15 protein-coding genes are annotated in these 16610 nt (G+C 68.2%); 10 read left to right on the forward strand and 5 right to left on the reverse strand.

What is annotated here, in order from left to right; translation table 11 throughout:
• The first annotated feature begins 109 nt into the window (after positions 1–109).
• From AB0M45_RS07015 to AB0M45_RS07030, 4 genes are all read left to right on the forward strand, one after another.
• Entirely contained in the window at positions 110–3652 is a 3543-nt protein-coding gene (locus AB0M45_RS07015) for an amino acid adenylation domain-containing protein (protein ID WP_364323780.1), read from the forward strand.
• A 58-nt stretch (positions 3653–3710) separates the two neighbouring features.
• The gene (locus tag AB0M45_RS07020) at positions 3711–4589 is read left to right on the forward strand and encodes an oxidoreductase (RefSeq protein WP_364323782.1); all 879 of its coding nucleotides are present in this window, start codon (positions 3711–3713) and stop codon (positions 4587–4589) included.
• 117 nt (positions 4590–4706) lie between these two features.
• On the forward strand, positions 4707–5177 hold the full coding sequence (locus AB0M45_RS07025) for a carboxymuconolactone decarboxylase family protein (RefSeq protein ID WP_364323784.1): 471 nt from the start codon (positions 4707–4709) through the stop codon (positions 5175–5177).
• Between the two features lie 320 nt (positions 5178–5497).
• The gene (locus AB0M45_RS07030) at positions 5498–6589 is read left to right on the forward strand and encodes a 3-deoxy-7-phosphoheptulonate synthase (RefSeq protein WP_364323786.1); all 1092 of its coding nucleotides are present in this window, start codon (positions 5498–5500) and stop codon (positions 6587–6589) included.
• A gap of 93 nt (positions 6590–6682) precedes the next feature.
• Here AB0M45_RS07030 and AB0M45_RS07035 read toward each other — a convergent pair whose 3' ends face one another.
• On the reverse strand, positions 6683–7225 hold the full coding sequence (locus tag AB0M45_RS07035) for a class I SAM-dependent methyltransferase (RefSeq protein WP_364323788.1): 543 nt from the start codon (positions 7223–7225) through the stop codon (positions 6683–6685).
• A 9-nt stretch (positions 7226–7234) separates the two neighbouring features.
• Positions 7235–7858 (reverse strand): GNAT family N-acetyltransferase, encoded by a 624-nt coding sequence (locus AB0M45_RS07040; RefSeq protein ID WP_364323790.1) that lies wholly within the window; start codon positions 7856–7858, stop codon positions 7235–7237.
• A gap of 108 nt (positions 7859–7966) precedes the next feature.
• On the opposite strand from AB0M45_RS07040, the gene AB0M45_RS07045 reads away from it, so the two are divergent.
• The 3 genes from AB0M45_RS07045 to AB0M45_RS07055 all read left to right on the forward strand — a co-directional run bounded on the left by AB0M45_RS07045 (position 7967) and on the right by AB0M45_RS07055 (position 10904).
• Positions 7967–8878, forward strand: coding sequence for a sigma-70 family RNA polymerase sigma factor (locus tag AB0M45_RS07045; RefSeq protein WP_364323792.1), 912 nt, complete (start codon positions 7967–7969; stop codon positions 8876–8878).
• Positions 8879–9128: 250 nt separating this feature from the next.
• Entirely contained in the window at positions 9129–10295 is a 1167-nt protein-coding gene (locus AB0M45_RS07050; protein ID WP_364323794.1) for a pyridoxal phosphate-dependent aminotransferase, read from the forward strand.
• A 51-nt stretch (positions 10296–10346) separates the two neighbouring features.
• On the forward strand, positions 10347–10904 hold the full coding sequence (locus tag AB0M45_RS07055; RefSeq protein WP_364323796.1) for a dihydrofolate reductase family protein: 558 nt from the start codon (positions 10347–10349) through the stop codon (positions 10902–10904).
• Positions 10905–10919: 15 nt separating this feature from the next.
• Here the strand turns inward: AB0M45_RS07055 and AB0M45_RS07060 are convergent, their stop codons facing one another.
• A complete protein-coding gene (locus AB0M45_RS07060) occupies positions 10920–11675 on the reverse strand; it encodes an alpha/beta hydrolase (RefSeq protein WP_364323798.1) in 756 nt (251 codons plus the stop codon).
• Between the two features lie 127 nt (positions 11676–11802).
• On the opposite strand from AB0M45_RS07060, the gene AB0M45_RS07065 reads away from it, so the two are divergent.
• A complete protein-coding gene (locus AB0M45_RS07065) occupies positions 11803–12006 on the forward strand; it encodes a cold-shock protein (RefSeq protein ID WP_195129817.1) in 204 nt (67 codons plus the stop codon).
• 90 nt (positions 12007–12096) lie between these two features.
• Here AB0M45_RS07065 and AB0M45_RS07070 read toward each other — a convergent pair whose 3' ends face one another.
• Both AB0M45_RS07070 and AB0M45_RS07075 read right to left on the reverse strand, forming a co-directional pair.
• Positions 12097–12516 (reverse strand): ATP-binding protein, encoded by a 420-nt coding sequence (locus tag AB0M45_RS07070; RefSeq protein ID WP_364323801.1) that lies wholly within the window; start codon positions 12514–12516, stop codon positions 12097–12099.
• Positions 12517–12779: 263 nt separating this feature from the next.
• The gene (locus tag AB0M45_RS07075) at positions 12780–13424 is read right to left on the reverse strand and encodes a LysE family translocator (RefSeq protein ID WP_364323803.1); all 645 of its coding nucleotides are present in this window, start codon (positions 13422–13424) and stop codon (positions 12780–12782) included.
• A 767-nt stretch (positions 13425–14191) separates the two neighbouring features.
• Here AB0M45_RS07075 and AB0M45_RS07080 point away from each other — a divergent pair.
• Positions 14192–15850 (forward strand): DNA repair helicase XPB, encoded by a 1659-nt coding sequence (locus AB0M45_RS07080; RefSeq protein WP_364323805.1) that lies wholly within the window; start codon positions 14192–14194, stop codon positions 15848–15850.
• 41 nt (positions 15851–15891) lie between these two features.
• Positions 15892–16560, forward strand: a complete 669-nt coding sequence (locus AB0M45_RS07085) for a DUF3239 domain-containing protein (protein WP_364323807.1) — start codon at positions 15892–15894, stop codon at positions 16558–16560.
• The last annotated feature ends 50 nt before the right edge of the window (positions 16561–16610 follow it).

A 16610-nucleotide genomic window follows, 5' to 3' on the forward strand; every position in this document is an offset into this window, starting at 1 on the left:
CGAGGGTTACCTTATATAGGTTAGGCAACCCTATTTCAATGCGATAGGCTACCCGCCGAGCAGTCTCGATCCGCCGGTTTCGGCGGCGACCAAGGAGTGGCAGCGCCAGATGCAGTCAGCACAGCGACCGGGGGACGGGGCGGGGAACGCGAGAAACGTGGCAGCCGCGGGGCCGGTGGTGGGACGTGACGAAATCCGCGCGGCCATCGCGAACCAGCTGGACATCCCCGCCGACTCGATCGCCGACGACGCCGACCTGATCCAGCTGGGTTTGGACTCGATCCGGACGATGAAGCTGGCCGGCGGCTGGCGCAAGCGCGGCATCGACATCAATTTCGCGCTGCTGGCGGCGAATCCGACCGTGGACGGCTGGCACCATCTGCTCGGCGGCGCGGGCGAGCCGGAGGCTATCGAAGCGCTCAGCGAGCCGCGACCGGAACAGGCGGAGCAGGACGACGACGCGCCCTTCGCGCTCGCGCCGATGCAGCACGCCTATTGGATCGGCCGTTCCGAGTCGCAGGAGCTGGGCGGCGTCGCGGCGCACCTGTATGTCGAGTTCGACGGCGCCGGGGTGGATCCCGACCGCTTGCAGCGAGCGATCGAAGCGCTGGTGCGGCGGCACCCGATGCTGCGCAGCCGCTTCCGGCCGGACGGCACCCAGGAGACCATGGCCCATCCGGGCCGCCCGGTCTGGACGCTGACCGACCTGCGCGCACCGGCGCAGGCGCAGGACGCGTTGGAGTCGTTGCGTGATCGCAAGACGCACCAGCGAATGGCCGTCGAGGACGGTCAGGTCATCGATATCGCGCTGACCTTGCTCGCCGACGGGCGGACCCGGCTGCATCTGGATGTCGACATGCTGGCGGCCGACGCGATGAGCTATCGCATCCTGATCAGCGATCTGGCGCGCCTCTATCACGGTGAGTCGCTTCCGGAGCAGGAATACACCTTCCGGCGCTACCTCGCCGACCAGCCGAATGGACGCGGCGCCGAGCACGATCGCGACCGGGAATGGTGGCAACAGCGACTCCATGAGCTGCCCGGCGCACCGGAACTGCCACAGGCACAGAGCGTTTCGGGCACGAGCCGGACGGTGCGCTATCACCGATGGCTCGCCCCCGAAGCGAAAGCGCGGCTGTTCGAGACCGCGCACGCACGCGGCATCACTCCGGCCATGGCGCTGGCCTCCGTGTTCGCCGAAACCATCGGAGCGTGGTCGGCGCAACGGCGTTTTCTGCTGAATCTGCCGCTCTTCCACCGCGAACCGGCGCATCCGCAGGTCGACGGCGTGGTCGGCGACTTCACCTCCTCCGTGCTGCTCGAGGTCGACGTGACCGAGCCGGCCACCGTTACGGAGCGGGCCCGCGCCTTGCAGGCGAGTCTGCACGCCGCCGGTGCGCACGCCGCGTACTCCGGCTTGGAGGTGCTGCGCGATCTGGGCCGCCTGCGCGGCGAGCCGGTGCTCGCACCGATCGTCTACACCAGTGCGCTCAACCTCGGGGAATTGTTCGCCGACGTCGTCACCGAGACCTTCGGCGAGCCGGTGTGGATCATCTCGCAAGGCCCGCAGGTGCTGCTGGACGCGCAGATCACCGAGGTGCGCGGCGGACTGCTGCTGAACTGGGACGTGCGCGAAGCGGCGTTCCCGCCCGGTGTGATCGACGCGATGTTCGCGCGGTACATCGACGCGATCATGCGTCTGGCGGGCGACGGCGCCTCCCCCGAACGGGCAGCGGGCTGGGATGCCGAGGCGACGCTGCGGATTCCGGTCGAGCAGGCGGCCACCCGGGCGCGGGTCAACGCGACCTCGGGTCCGGTGAGCGGACGGTTGCTGCACAGCGGGTTCTTCGCGAACGCGGCGGCGGAACCCGATGCGCCCGCCCTGATCTGGGAGCCGGACGGCGCGATCTCCTACAGACAGTTGGCGGCGGAAGCGCTGGCAGTCGCGGGCGCCTTGCGCGAAGCCGGTGTCCTGCCGGGGGATTCGGTCGCCGTGCAGTTGCCGAAGGGGCCGGACCAGATCGTGGCCGTCCTCGGAGTGCTCGCCGCCGGGTCGGTGTATGTTCCGATCGGATTCGATCAGCCCGCGGCCAGGAGGGCGGAGATCCTGCGCACCGGTGACTGCGTCGCAGCGCTGACCGTCGAAGGCGCGGAGATTCCCGGGGTGCGGACCGTGGCCCTCGCCGCGGCGCGTCGTCATCCGGGACCGTTGCCGCGTCCGATCTTCGGTTCGCCCGAGAGCATCGCGTATGTGCTGTTCACCTCCGGCTCCACCGGCAAGCCGAAGGGCGTGCAGGTACCGCATCGGGCCGCCATGAACACCATCGACGACCTGAACGAGCGTTTCACCCTCGGCTCGGCGGACCGCTGCCTCGCGCTCTCGGCGCTCGAGTTCGACCTGTCGGTCTATGACATCTTCGGTCTACTCGGTGCGGGCGGCGCGGTGGTGACGGTCGACGAGGCGCAGCGCGGCGACCCCGCGCAGTGGGTGGAGTTGGTTCGCCACCATGGTGTTTCGCTGATCAACTGCGTGCCCAGCCTGCTCGACATGCTGCTCGCCACCGCGGCGGGCGCGCGGCTGGACTCGCTGCGCACCGTGCTGCTCGGCGGGGACTGGGTGGATATCGCCCTGCCGAGCCGATTGGCGGAGGTGGCGCCGGACTGCAGGTTCGTCGCGCTGGGCGGCGCCACCGAGACCGCGATCCATTCCACGATCTGCGAGGTGGTCGGCGCCGACGTTCCGGCGGACTGGGCCGCCGTGCCGTACGGCACTCCCCTGCGCAATGTGCGCTGCCGGGTGGTCGGCCCCACCGGCCACGACTGCCCCGACTGGGTGACCGGCGAGCTCTGGATCGGCGGTGACGGCGTCGCGGCGGGCTACCGCGGCGACCCAGAACGCACCGCCGAGCGGTTCGTCGTCCACGACGGCATGCGATGGTACCGCACCGGCGATCTGGCTCGGTACCTCCCGGACGGTTGCCTGGAGTTCCTCGGCCGCGCGGACCATCAGGTCAAGATTCGTGGTTATCGCGTGGAACTCGGTGAGGTGGAGAGCGCGTTGCGCTCCGTGCCCGGTGTGCGTTACGCGATCGCCGCGGTGGTCGGAACCGCGGCGCCCAAGCTGGCCGCCGCCGTGGTGCTCGAGGCGGGCGCCGAGATGACCGTGGCGGCGGTGCTGGACGTCGTCGCGGATCTTTTGCCCGCGTACATGCTTCCCGCGCGAGTGGAGATCCTGCCGGAGCTGCCGCTGACCCCGAACGCCAAGCCCGACCGCAAGGCGATCCACGTGGTGCTGGCGCGCGGCGACGACGACGTCGAATTCGTCGCTCCCCGAACCGATCTGGAGCGGGCCCTGGCGGACGTCGTCGCGTCGGTGCTGAGCACCGAGCGGGTCGGCGCCACCGACGACTTCTTCGCCCTCGGCGGCGATTCGGTGCTGGCCACCGCCGTGATCGCCCGGGTGCGGGAATGGCTGGACGCGCCCGAAACGGTCGTCGCCGACCTGTTCGCGGCGCGGACCGTGGAGGGCTTGGCCGCGCGCATGATCGATCGGGAACGCGAGCAGGGGACGGCGGGACGACTGGACACGGTCGCGGCGCTCTACCTGGAGGTCGCGGCGATGTCGGACGACGAGATCCTCGCCGGGACGTAGCGCCGCCCGCTGCCTCCGAACCGCTCGCTCGGGCGCGGCGCGGACTAAACTAGCCGTTATGGCCAGGTGGGATACCTCGAACATCGCCGACCAGAGCGGTCGGACGTTCATCGTGACCGGCGCTAATAGCGGCCTGGGGGCCGAGACGGCGCGGGCACTGGCCGCGGCCGGGGCGGAGGTGGTGCTTGCCTGCCGGAACCTGGCCAAAGGGGAACAGGTGGCCGCCGAACTCGGGGACCGGGCCCGGGTGCGCAAGCTGGACCTGGCCGATCTGGCGTCGGTGCGCGAGTTCGTCGAGGGCATCGACCAGGCCGACGTGCTGATCAACAACGCGGGCGTGATGGCGCTGCCCGAGGGGCGCACCGTCGATGGATTCGAAAAGCAGATCGGCACCAACCATCTCGGCCACTTCGCGCTCACCGGGCTGCTGCTGGACAAAGTCTCCGACCGGATCGTCACCGTCTCCAGCGGCGCGCATCAGATGGGCACGATCGATCTGGACGATCTCAACTGGGAGCGGCGCAAGTACCAGCGCTGGCCCGCCTACGCGCAAGCCAAGCTGGCCAATCTGATGTTCGCCCGGGAACTGCAGCGCAGGTTGACCGCGGCGGGTTCGCGGAAGATCTCGGTGGCCGCGCACCCCGGCTACGCGGCGACCGAGTTGCAGTCGCACACCGAATCCTTCCAGGACAAGGTAATGGCGCTGGGTAACCGGCTGTTCGCGCAGAGCGCCGCGATGGGTGCGCTGCCGACCTTGTACGCCGCGACCGCCGACGTAGAGCCGGGCGGTTTCTACGGCCCGACCGGGTTCGGCGGTATGCGGGGCTACCCGGGGTCGTCCGGCTCGTCGAAGGCGTCCAGGGACGAGAAGCTCGCGGGCGAGTTGTGGGAGCTGTCGGTCAAGCTGACCGGCATCACCTACGACTTCACGAAGTAGCCGATCGCCGTCTTCGCTCGCACGTTGTGATGCGCGTCATATGGCGCGATGTCACACTCGTCCGCCGCGCGCCGTCGTCTTTGTGAACCCAACGGGAACGAACAAAGGACGGACATCATGGAACACCGCTTCGACCTCTACGCCAACCCGGTCGCAGGCAGCTTCGTCAAGCGACTCACCATGGCCTCCAAGGTGATCAGCGACTCCACCCTGCCCGCCGCCACCTACGAGCTGGTGAAGATCCGCGCCAGCCAGATCAACGGATGCGGTTACTGCACCGACATGCACACCAAGGACGCCGCGCACGCCGGCGAGACCTCTCTGCGGCTCAACCTGGTCGCCGCCTGGCACGAGGCCACCGTTTTCACCGAGGCCGAGCGCGCCGCGCTGGCGCTCACCGAAGAGGCCACCCGCATCGGCGACGGCCGCGCCGTCAGCGACGCGGTGTGGCAGGAGGTCCGCAAGCACTACGACGACGACCAGATCGCCGCACTCATCGCCGCGATCGCGACGATCAACGCCTGGAACCGGATGAACGTCATCGCCCGTACCCCCGCGGGTGACTACGTTCCCGGCCAGTGGGGGTAGGAGCTGCGTTCGATTCGCACTGGCTTTGGCGCGAATCGCGCTGGTACGGCTCGCGCCGCGAACAACGCGAACACGCAGCGCCGCAGGCGCTGCAAATTGAACACACCGTTAAACGCACCACTCCGCGTTCACGGCGTGGTAGTGGGCTGGTACTGTGCCTGACGTGCGGCGCGTGTATTTCTGGTTTAGCAAGCCGGCCCTGGGTGGGCTGGTCTGCGGCAACCACGTGCGCTGACGACATTCCACCCCGAGCCGGATGATGGACCGGCTCGACGGGTTTCACGTCCGTGGGTCGGCCCCGAGAAAAGGAAACCCACGACATGACAACCGCAGCCGACGTCGACGCTCGGCATTCCGATCTGGACGACCAACGCACCCTCAACATCAGCCCGCTGCGTTCACCGGCGGAGGTGCGTCGCGTGCATCCGATCACCGATGCCCTCGCCGACACCGTCCGTGCGGGCCGCAAGGCCACCGTGGACGTGCTGAACGGCGCCGACGACCGCCTCATGGTGATCGTCGGCCCGTGCTCCGTGCACGACCCCGCCGCCGCCTTGGACTACGCCCGCCGTCTCGCGGCCAAGGCCGCCGAACTCGACGATCGGCTGCACGTGGTGATGCGGGTCTACTTCGAGAAGCCGCGCACCAGCCTGGGCTGGAAGGGCCTGATCAACGACCCGCACCTGGACGGCTCGTTCGACGTCAACACCGGTTTGGGCTTCGGTCGCAAATTGCTGGTCGACATCACCGCGCTCGGGCTTCCGGTGGCGTGTGAGTTCCTCGACCCGATCACCCCGCAGTACATCGCGGACCTGGTGTCCTACGGCGCGATCGGCGCGCGTACCGCGGCCAGTCAGGTGCACCGCCAGCTGAGCAGCGCGCTGTCGATGCCGGTCGGCATCAAGAACGGCACCGACGGCGATGTCCAGGTGGCGGTGGACGGTGTGCGCGCCGCGGCGGCGAGTCACGTGTTCCCCGGCACCGACCTCGATGGCCGCTCCGCGCTGATCCGTACCACCGGCAACCCGGACTGCCATGTGATCCTGCGCGGAGGCAGCAACGGCCCGAACTACGACGCTGCTTCGGTGGCCGAGGCGTGCCTGCGGCTGGAGAAGTCGTCGCTGCCGCAGCGGGTCGTTGTGGACGCCAGCCACGGCAACAGCAACAAGGACCACAACAAGCAGGTGGACGTGGTCACCGACATCGCGCACCGGCTGGCCGCGGGCGAAGCCGGTGTGGTCGGCGTGATGCTGGAGAGCTTCCTGGTCGGGGGACGGCAAGATCTCACCCTCGGCCGCGCCACCGAACTCACCTACGGCCGATCCATCACCGACGCGTGCCTGGACTGGGAGACCACCGCACGTCAACTGGACCGGCTGGCCGACGCGGTGCGGCAGCGCCGCGTGCGCTGATCAAGAGCCCGGGCTCGCGTCCGAGTGGCCGTCGCTTTCGCGAGGAAGTCGCCAGCGGCGGTTGCTCAGGCGCGAGCCCTGTGGCACCGCGCATCAGGTCGAGCAGATCAACCCCAGCAGATCGCCGGAGGCGATGATGCGGACGTCGAAGCCCGCCTCGGCCAAGTGCTCGGTGAGCTTGCCGGGCGGCGGTTTCGGACTGGCCGGCTCGGACGCGTCTGGCGTGCCGTAGCCGTAGTACAGGCACACTGCGCCGCCGGGTGTCAGTAGCCGCCGGATCAGGGCGAGTTCGGCACTGGGCTTTTTCGTCCAGAACAGGTTGACGTTCACCGCCAGAATTTTGTCGAAACCCGCTGTGCCTGGCCCGATCTGGCCCAGCAGCTGGTCCGGGTCCGCGTTCGCCAGGTCGGCGTGCACCAGGCGAACCCGGCCCGAATCGAGCTGGGCGGCATATTTTTTGCGCGCGCGGGCGACGGCCGTGCCGGAACGCTCGACACCGACGATCGTCCCGTCGGTCACCTGTTCGGCGAGGCAGGCGATCGACTCGCTCGAACCGGGGCCGATCTCCAGGACCCGGTCGGCGGGCCGCACGTCCATGGTCCGCACTATCCAGGTGAAGCGCTGGTCGGCTGCCATCCTCGCAATCTACGACATGCCCTCCGCGAAGCCGAGTGCCGTCGCGGCAGTCGTCCGGCCGCGGTGGAACTCGGCGGGCCAGCCGTCGGCCGGGCCGGGCGGGTCGGTGCGCAGACGCGCGGCGAGCCAGTGGTCGCGGCGTCGGCCGCGCTGCACACTGCCCAGCCGGGACAGGCCCTCGTACCGGAATCCGGCGTGGCGCGCGACCGCGGCGGACGCGTAATTGCCCACGTACGCGCGCCAGCCGATCCGCTCCACGTCCAGCCCGTCGGCGCGGAACCCGAAGTCGCATACCAAGTTCACCGCTTGCGTCATCAGGCCGCGCGACCGCTGCGCGGGAATGAGCCAGAACCCGACCTCGGCCGCGCTCTCATCGCGTTCTCCGAGGCCGATCGTGCCGACGACCGGTCCGTCTGGGCGCAGCCGCACGGCCCAGGTGGGGCTGCGAGCCGCCCAGCCGGGGATGACGATGTCCTCGATGAAGGTCACCGCGTTCTCTCGCGCGTACGGCACCGGGATGGTCACCCATTCCCCGATGGACTGCTCCTGGCAGCATTCGGTGATGGTGTCCACGTCGTCCATCGTCGGCGCCGACAGCCAAATCGTTCCGTTCGTCAGCACGTGATGGTCCATCCGGCCATGCTGTCACGGACCGGCCCGCCGGATCATCCGGTTTATCCATCACCCAACGACCGATACCGCGCGGGAACGTGCCACCGGCGGACCGTAGACTTCCCGGTGATGGTTGCCGCGCTGCTTTCCGACCTGTTCGAGTCACATCGGGCGCATTTGCTCTCGGTCGCCTATCGGCTGACGGGCAGCGTCGGCGATGCCGAGGACGCGGTTCAGGAAAGCTGGCTGCGTCTGGCGGGCGCGCACCAGTCCGAGATCGATGATCTGCGGGCCTGGCTGACCACCGTCGTGAGCCGCATCTGCCTGGACCGTCTGCGTAGTGCGGCGGCGCGCCGGGAAAGCTACGTTGGCCAGTGGCTGCCGGAACCCGTGGTCACCGCCCGAACACCGTCGAGTGCGCCCGACCCGCTGGAGGCGGTGGTGCGCAAGCAGGAGTGCCGATTCGCGGCGCTGGTCGTGCTGGACACCCTGACGCCACCGCAGCGGGTGGCCTTCGTGCTGCACGACGGACTTTCGGTGCCGTTCGACGAAATCGCGGACATCCTCGGCATCTCCGCCGACGCCGCACGTCAGCTGGCCGTGCGCGCCCGCAAGGCGGTGACGCGGACGCCGCAGCCGGTGCCCGATGCTGAGCATGAGGCGGCGGTGCAGCGTTTCCTCACCGCGCTGAGTTCCGGTGACGTGACCGCCGTGGCGGCTGCGCTGCACCCGGACGCGGTGATGATCGGCGACGCCAACGGCACCACGGCCACCGCGGTGAACGTCCTGCACGGCGCGGATCGGATCGCCCGCTTCTACTTGGGGCTGGTGCACAAGTACGGGCTCGAGGACGCGCCGTCGGTTTACGAATTCGCCTCGGTCAATGGGCAATTGGGCCTGGTGGTCGCCGGGCGTCCGGCCCGGGACGGTCGTGCGGGTTATCCCACCCGGGTTGTCGGGTTCACTGTCCGTGACGGATTGGTCTGGGGTACTTACGATCTGGCCAATCCGGCCAAGTTGGGCGGGGTTCGGCTGGGTTGAGTGCCGGCCGTCTGTCGCCGCGACAAGTGCCACAGGGAACGCAGTACTTGTCCGACGGCGGGCCGATCCGGGTAGCAACCTGTAAAAATTCCGTTTCGAGATTTGCCCGCGGCCTGTGGGCCAGAACATAGCGAGGTCGGCTGCCATTGGAGCAGCGAACAGTCTTCGCAGATAAATGGCCTGGTCAGCGCTCGAAAGCAGGATAGCTATCGCTTAGCAACAAGTACTTCGCCTGGACTAGTCTCCGGGTATGCCCTCGCGACCCCAGACCGTTGCCCGCCTGCGCCCCTTCGCCTCGACGATCTTCGCCGAGATGACCGAGCTCGCCGTCCGCCACGACGCGGTCAACCTCGGCCAGGGTTTCCCCGACACCGATGGGCCCGCGAGCATGCTGGAGGTGGCCCGCCGCGCCATCGCCGAAGGCCACAACCAGTACCCACCGGGGCGTGGCGTGCCGGTACTGCGCCGCGCCGTCGCCGACGACCGCGCCCGGCGCTACGGGACCGACTACGACCCGGACACGCAGGTGCTGGTGACGGTGGGCGCGACGGAGGCGATCAGCGCAGCGGTGCTCGGCCTGGTCGAGCCCGGCGAGGAGGTGGTGCTGATCGAGCCGTACTACGACTCCTACGCCGCCGCGGTGGCGCTGGCGGGCGCGCGGCGGCGCACGGCCAGGCTGGTGGCCGACGGTGACCGGTTCGTCCTCGACCTGGACAGTCTGCGTGACGCGATCACCCCGGCGACCCGGATGCTGATCGTCAACTCGCCGCACAACCCGACCGGCACGGTGCTCGGCCGCCAGGACCTGGAGGCGATCGCCGAGATCGCCTGTGAGCGTGACATTCTGGTGCTGACCGACGAGGTCTACGAGCATCTGGTCTACGACGGTGCGGAGCACATCAGCTTGGCCACTCTGCCGGGCATGGCCGAGCGCACGATCGTGGTCTCGAGTGCGGCAAAGACTTTCAGCGTCACTGGATGGAAGACCGGCTGGGCGTGTGGTCCCGCCGACCTCATCGACGGTGTGCTCGCGGCCAAACAGTTCCTGACCTTCGTGGCGGGTGGTCCGTTCCAGCCCGCGGTCGCGCACGCGATCAACCATGAGCTGGGCTGGGTCGCGAAATTGCGGGATACGTTGTCCGAGAAGCGCCTTCGCCTCGCCGCAGCGCTGGCCGACACCGGACTGGGCGTGCGGACCAGTGCGGGCGGGTACTTCGTCTGCGCCGATATCACGCCCCTCGGCGCCGCCGACGGTCTGGCGTACTGCCGGGAACTGCCGAAGCGGCTCGGCGTCGCGGCGGTGCCGGTCAGCGTGTTCGCCGACGACACCGCCGCCTGGAACCACCTGGTGCGGTTCACCTTCTGCAAGCGCGACGAAACACTGGACGAGGGCGTCCGCCGGTTGCGTCTCGGCTGATTTACCGAACCTTGTCGTGAACCGTCAGGTTTTACTGGCAACGTGCTCGGCATGACTACCCAGTACTACACGGCTACCAGCTTGGACGGATTCCTCGCCGACACGGACAACTCGCTCTCCTGGCTGTTCGAGGTCGACGGGGCGGATGCGGCGCAGGCAGGCATCGCCGACTTCCTCGCGCAGGTCGGCGCGATGTGCATGGGCGCGACCACCTACGAGTGGATCCTCGCCAACGAGCCACCGGAGAACTGGCGCGAGTACTACGGCGACCGCCCGTGCTGGGTGTTCACCCACCGCGACCTTCCCGCGATTCCCGGCGCGAACCTTCGATTCGTCTCCGGGGGCGTCGAGCCGGTGCACCGTGAGATGGCCGCGGCAGCGGGCGATCGCAGTATCTGGGTCGTCGGTGGTGGTGACCTGGCCGGTCAGTTCGCCGACGCCGGGTTGCTCGATGAGATCGTCGCGAGCGTGGCTCCCGTGACTCTCGGATCGGGCGCACCTCTGCTGCCGCGTCGTATCCCGTCCACTCGGATGCGCCTCACCAAGGTCGAACAGGCAGGCCAGTTCGCCGAACTGCACTACCGTCTCACCACGGGATCACCGGCATGAGTGGCGCCGGTCACGTCAGGCCGATGACGCGCCTACCCGGTCGAGATGCCGAGCGAAGAACCGGGTCGCGCTGTCGACCTCGAACCTGGGCACCTCGCCGTGCCCGCCCGCGTTGGCGTGCAACGTCTTTTCCTTCGAAGCGAAGGCATCGAACAACGCCAGACCGGATCGACGGTCGACCAGTTCGTCGTCCCACTGGAGCAGGAATTCGATCGGGACGGTGATCTGTGCGGCGGCCTCGGTCAGGGATTCATGCCCGAGGCAACCGAAGACCGCCGCGCTGATCCTGGGTTCGACCGCCGTCAACGGCACCCCGATCCCGGTGCCCTGCATGATGCCCCAGAAGCCGACCGGCCCTTCGGCGCCGATCGCCGGTAGTTCCTGCACGGCGTCGAGGGTCGCCTGCCATTCCGGCACGGCACGTTCGGCCAGGTAGGTGTGCAGACCGGCGATGATCGGGCCGATCGGCTCGGCCGCCGCCTGAGCCTGCTGTAAGACGGCGATGTGCTGCTCGTCGGCCGCCGTTCGGGGCCGGTCACCATGTCCGGGTGCGTCGATGGCGGCGACATGGAATCCGCAGCCGGTCACGAAGCGGTGGGCACGAGCCAGGATTCCCGGTGCTCTCTTGTGCTGGCCGCCGCTGTGCGCCATCAGCACCAGGGGCGCGCGGCCGGAGCCGGATGCCGGCGACCAGAGCACGCCGGGGACCTCACCCACAGTGAAGTCGCGTTCGACGACACCGTTCGACGATGTCTCCGCAGTGAAATGCATAATGGCCATTCTGGCGTGCGCTGCCTCACCTCCTGGTGATGCGGGGCCGGGAGTGTGACATGCTTGCTGGTGAGTACGAGCTGTTGAAGTGATCGCTCGGCTTGCTACAGAAAGCAATACAAAGTAAATGACGCAAGGCATTGTGAAGTGGTTTAACGGCGAAAAGGGCTTCGGGTTCATCGCGCAAGACGCTGGTGGTCCGGACGTTTTCGTTCACTACTCCGAGATTTCCGGCTCCGGATTCAAGTCCCTCGACGAGGGGCAGCGTGTCGAGTTCGAGATCGGCCAGGGCCAGAAGGGCCCGCAGGCCCAGAGCGTCCGCGCCATCTAGGAGCTGACAAACCGGAAACCCGCGCCACGGCGCGGGTTTCTTGCTTTTCCAGGTCGGCAAGCGTCCTGCATTCACCCGGACAGCTGAACTTCAACAGCCGCCGCACCGGGTGCCGAGTTCGGCCCACACCGTTTTGCCGCCGCCGTGGTAGTCGACACCCCAGCGGGAGGCGAGCTGGTCGACCAGGATCAGCCCGCGCCCCCCGGTGTGGTCGGGCCTGCGGATCTGTGCTTGCGCAGGTGAGGCGTCGTCGACCTCCACACGAAACCGGCTGTGGCCGGCCACGATCAACCGGCAGCCGCGCGGTGCCCTGGCATGGAGGACAGCGTTGCCGGCCAATTCATCACACACCTGCACCGCGTCCTCGACCCCGATACCCGCGGCATGCTCGAGCAGGCGCCGCACCGCGGCCCGCACCTGCCTCAACGACATGACCTCGAGGTCCAACTCGACAACGGCGCCGTCCACGCGTTGATCGGCACGTGCCGGATTCAGTGTCGAAGCGCCCACTCTGCACCCCTCCTCCCGCTCGCCGAGTACCCCGACCTCCGCCGGGAGACAGCACTACCTCGGCGACGACATACCCCCGCAGCACCCCGCGAAAACCGCCGCCTCGTCCACCGCACTTACCGCACGCCGGTGAACCAGAGCTGACCACCATCCTCGAAGGATGGTGTTTATCCGAGGTAGCAACCTGGACCGCGCCGCCGCGTGTCCGACCTGGGGAAGCCGCGGCCGAACACTTCCCAACGTGAGGTGCGGTCCGTTCCCCGTCAGGCGGGCGTGGGGCGGGTGCGGTCGGTGGCGAGCAGGGCAGCGATGGCGCCGAGCATGGTGCCAGTGATGTAGCGCTGCGTGCGCAACCACAGGGGCCGCTTGGTGAGGAAGGTCGCGATGCCACCCGCGCCGAAGACGATCAGTCCATTCACGGTGAGTGCAACCGCGATCTGCACCGCCCCTAAGCACAGGCTCTGCAACCACACCTTGCCGTGCTCCGGCGTCACGAACTGCGGAATCAACGCCATGTACATGATCGCGATCTTCGGATTCAGCAGATTGGTGACCAGTCCCATCGTGAACAGCCGTCGCGTCGGATCGGCCGACAGCGCCGCGGGCGCGAACACCGAAACCCCACCCGGCCGCAACGCCTGCCACGCCAGCCACCCCAGATAGGCGGCCCCAGCGAGCTTCACCCCCAAATACAACCCCGGCACCACCGCGAACACGGCCGTGATCCCAGCAGTCGCCGCCGCCAGATAAACCCCGAACCCAGCCGCCACCCCACCCAACGACACCAGCCCGGCCCGCCGCCCCTGCGACACCGTCCGCGACACCAGATACATCATGTTCGGCCCCGGCGTGAGCACCATCCCCAACGCCGCCACCGCAACCCCCACCACCGCCGCCATCTCGATCATGTCCCCGATCCTCACCTGTCCCGTTCTCCGCCGTCTCGGTCCAGTTGACGGTTGCTGGTCGTCCGGGCGAAGGCATCGCGTCCCTTGCGGGAAACTCGGATGCGCGGAGGTCAACCGGGCGACGACTCTCCGCAAGGGGTGCGAGGCCGAACACCGAGTACGACACCGGCCGCGAAGAGGCGCGACTAGCCATCGCTTGTACGTCACGGACCGCTTCCACATGTTCGGCCGCCGCGCCGTACAGCGCCGCACGTACTTCCTCGGTGTGCGTCCGTCGCAGCAGTGGATACACGTGCTCGTTCATGTACGCCGCCAGTACGAGGCGACCTGAGCCGCCGCCCTGGAAGATATCCATCTCCTGGAACGTGCCGATTCGCCGCCTGCACCACAGCGGCGCGGGCATTCGCGAAGGAGTGGAGGGAGATCCACTACGGCGACGGGGTGGAAGTCTTCGCGGACGGCGCGGAGGGCCTTCCCCGCCTCTCCTGCGAGCGGCTCTACCTAGAGCCATGACTTGAGGGAACGCCTCGTTGGCCTCGGCCTAGTTGTCGACACTGGGTGCGTTGGGCAGCTGAGGAGTGGTTTCGCCGCTCCCTCGCCGTCGCGGTCTAGTTGACGGTCGCTGCGCATCAGGGGAAGACATCGCGCCCTCTCGTTGTTACACCCCATCGCTGCCATGCCCGCGCATCGCGGAGAATAGCCCGGTAACCTGCGGGGTTGTCGGGGGGATCGGGGAGAATGGCGGGGAATCGATACGAGGAGGGACTGTGACCGACGGTCCGCTGATTGTGCAGAGTGACAAAACGCTGCTGTTGGAGGTCGACCACGAGTTGGCCGATGCGGCGCGGCAGGCGATCGCGCCGTTCGCCGAGTTGGAACGGGCGCCGGAGCATGTGCATACCTACCGGGTGACGCCGCTGGCGCTGTGGAACGCGCGGGCGGCGGGGCACGATGCCGAGCAGGTGGTGGACGCGCTGGTCAGTTTCTCCCGGTACGCGGTGCCGCAGCCGTTGCTCGTCGACGTGGTCGACACCATGGCGCGCTACGGCCGGTTGCAGCTGGTCAAGCATCCCGCGCACGGATTGACGCTGGTCAGCCTGGATCGCGCGGTGCTGGAGGAGGTGCTCCGGCACAAGAAGATCGCGCCGATGCTCGGCACGCGCATCGACGAGGACACCGTGGTGGTGCACCCGTCCGAGCGCGGCCGGATCAAACAGATGCTGCTGAAGATCGGCTGGCCCGCCGAGGACCTCGCGGGGTACGTCGACGGCGAGGCGCACCCGATCGAACTCGACTACGTGACCGACGGCTGGCATCTGCGCGACTACCAGCAGATGGCCGCCGACTCGTTCTGGGCGGGCGGGTCCGGCGTGGTGGTGCTGCCCTGCGGCGCGGGTAAGACGATGGTCGGTGCGGCGGCGATGGCCAAGGCGAAGGCGACCACGCTGATCCTGGTCACGAACACGGTGGCGGGCAGGCAGTGGCGCCGCGAACTGCTCGCGCGCACCTCGCTCACCGAGGACGAGATCGGCGAGTACTCCGGCGAACGCAAGGAGATCCGGCCGGTCACCATCGCCACCTATCAGGTGATCACCCGCCGCACCAAAGGCGAGTACAAGCACCTGGAACTGTTCGACAGCCGCGACTGGGGCCTGGTCATCTACGACGAGGTGCACCTGCTGCCCGCCCCGGTCTTCCGGATGACCGCCGATCTCCAGTCCCGCCGCCGCCTCGGCCTGACCGCGACCTTGGTCCGCGAGGACGGCCGCGAAGGCGACGTGTTCTCGCTGATCGGCCCGAAGCGCTACGACGCGCCCTGGAAGGATATCGAGGCTCAAGGGTGGATCGCGCCCGCCGAATGCATCGAGGTCCGGGTCACGCTGACCGATGCCGAACGGATGACGTACGCGACAGCCGAGCCGGAGGAGCGCTACAAGCTGTGCTCCACCGCGCACACCAAAATTGCCGTGGTGGAGTCGATCCTGGCCCAGCATCAAGACGCGCCGAGCCTGGTCATCGGCGCCTACCTGGAACAGCTGGACGAACTCGGCGCCGCGCTCGACGCCCCGGTGATCCAGGGTTCGACGAAAACCAAAGAGCGCGAGGAACTCTTCGACGCGTTCCGGCGCGGAGAGATCCCGGTGCTGGTGGTGAGCAAGGTCGCGAACTTTTCCATCGATTTGCCGGAAGCATCGGTGGCCGTGCAGGTCTCGGGCACCTTCGGTTCGCGCCAGGAGGAGGCACAGCGCCTCGGCCGGTTGCTTCGGCCGAAGCACGACGGCGGCCAGGCCCATTTCTACTCGGTGGTCGCCCGCGACACCCTCGACGCCGAATACGCCGCGCATCGCCAGCGTTTTCTCGCCGAGCAGGGGTATGCCTACCGCATCACGGATGCCGACGACTTGCTCGGCCCCGCCATTGGATAAGCGGAGACAATCCCTCCGCAAGCTGTGCTAGGAATGAGGTCGTGCGACGCTTCGAATTCGCGGTGGACCGCAAGCATGCCCACGCGGTCAACGAAGTCTTCGCCGACCTTCGACGCCTGCGCCTCATGGCGATCGCCGCCGCGGTGGTCGCGGCGACCGGAACGGCGTTCCTGATCTGGCTGAACCATACCTGGGCGTATCTGCTCGCGGTCGCGTTCGCGCTCGGCGCGGTGACCGCGCTGTGGGTGGCGCTGTGGACGCCGCGGCATTCCAGCATCGACAAGCTCTACGCGGATGGTGAGCTGGTCCCCGCGGTGGTCTCGGAGACCTACCCGTCCGGTGCGGTGCTACTCGCCTTGGTCGACGTGTCCACGCCGGAAACGAGCGATCCGCGCTACGCCCTGGTCACCAGGAAGGTCCGCACCCTGCCCGGCCACCAAGCCAAGGCAGGCGAGCGGGTGCCCTCGGTCGCGGTGCGCACCGACCGGGCGCCGCGACAGGTGGGCGAGCGCTGGCAGTCGGTGAACGCCATGCCGATTGCTTGGGGCACCACCGACGGGTCGGTCATCGAACGCGCTCGCGCCGCGATCAGTGAGGTGGAGTGGCGGCTGCTCACCGACAATCTCGCGCTGGCCGACAAGGTGCGGCGCACCACCACGAAACGACTGCTGCTGGATCCGCACCAGCTGCCCGGTGAGCTCGGTTCCTGAACCCTGCTGCGAAGTCCCGGTTTTCCGGTTGCGGGTATGCCTACACTCGA

It is taken from the genome of Nocardia sp. NPDC051787 (assembly GCF_040681325.1).
In the GTDB taxonomy this organism is placed as follows: domain Bacteria; phylum Actinomycetota; class Actinomycetes; order Mycobacteriales; family Mycobacteriaceae; genus Nocardia.

Excerpts from the sequence above, each read along its gene's own strand:
- AB0M45_RS07030 (WP_364323786.1), top strand. The coding sequence starts at position 5,498 with ATGACAACCGCAGCCGACGTCGACGCTCGGCATTCCGATCTGGACGAC.
- AB0M45_RS07035 (WP_364323788.1), bottom strand. The coding sequence starts at position 7,225 with ATGGCAGCCGACCAGCGCTTCACCTGGATAGTGCGGACCATGGACGTG.
- AB0M45_RS07015 (WP_364323780.1), top strand. The coding sequence starts at position 110 with ATGCAGTCAGCACAGCGACCGGGGGACGGGGCGGGGAACGCGAGAAAC.
- AB0M45_RS07040 (WP_364323790.1), bottom strand. The coding sequence starts at position 7,858 with ATGGACCATCACGTGCTGACGAACGGAACGATTTGGCTGTCGGCGCCG.
- AB0M45_RS07025 (WP_364323784.1), top strand. The coding sequence starts at position 4,707 with ATGGAACACCGCTTCGACCTCTACGCCAACCCGGTCGCAGGCAGCTTC.
- AB0M45_RS07065 (WP_195129817.1), top strand. The coding sequence starts at position 11,803 with ATGACGCAAGGCATTGTGAAGTGGTTTAACGGCGAAAAGGGCTTCGGG.
- AB0M45_RS07060 (WP_364323798.1), bottom strand. The coding sequence starts at position 11,675 with ATGCATTTCACTGCGGAGACATCGTCGAACGGTGTCGTCGAACGCGAC.
- AB0M45_RS07075 (WP_364323803.1), bottom strand. The coding sequence starts at position 13,424 with ATGATCGAGATGGCGGCGGTGGTGGGGGTTGCGGTGGCGGCGTTGGGG.
- AB0M45_RS07020 (WP_364323782.1), top strand. The coding sequence starts at position 3,711 with ATGGCCAGGTGGGATACCTCGAACATCGCCGACCAGAGCGGTCGGACG.
- AB0M45_RS07050 (WP_364323794.1), top strand. The coding sequence starts at position 9,129 with ATGCCCTCGCGACCCCAGACCGTTGCCCGCCTGCGCCCCTTCGCCTCG.
- AB0M45_RS07055 (WP_364323796.1), top strand. The coding sequence starts at position 10,347 with ATGACTACCCAGTACTACACGGCTACCAGCTTGGACGGATTCCTCGCC.
- AB0M45_RS07045 (WP_364323792.1), top strand. The coding sequence starts at position 7,967 with ATGGTTGCCGCGCTGCTTTCCGACCTGTTCGAGTCACATCGGGCGCAT.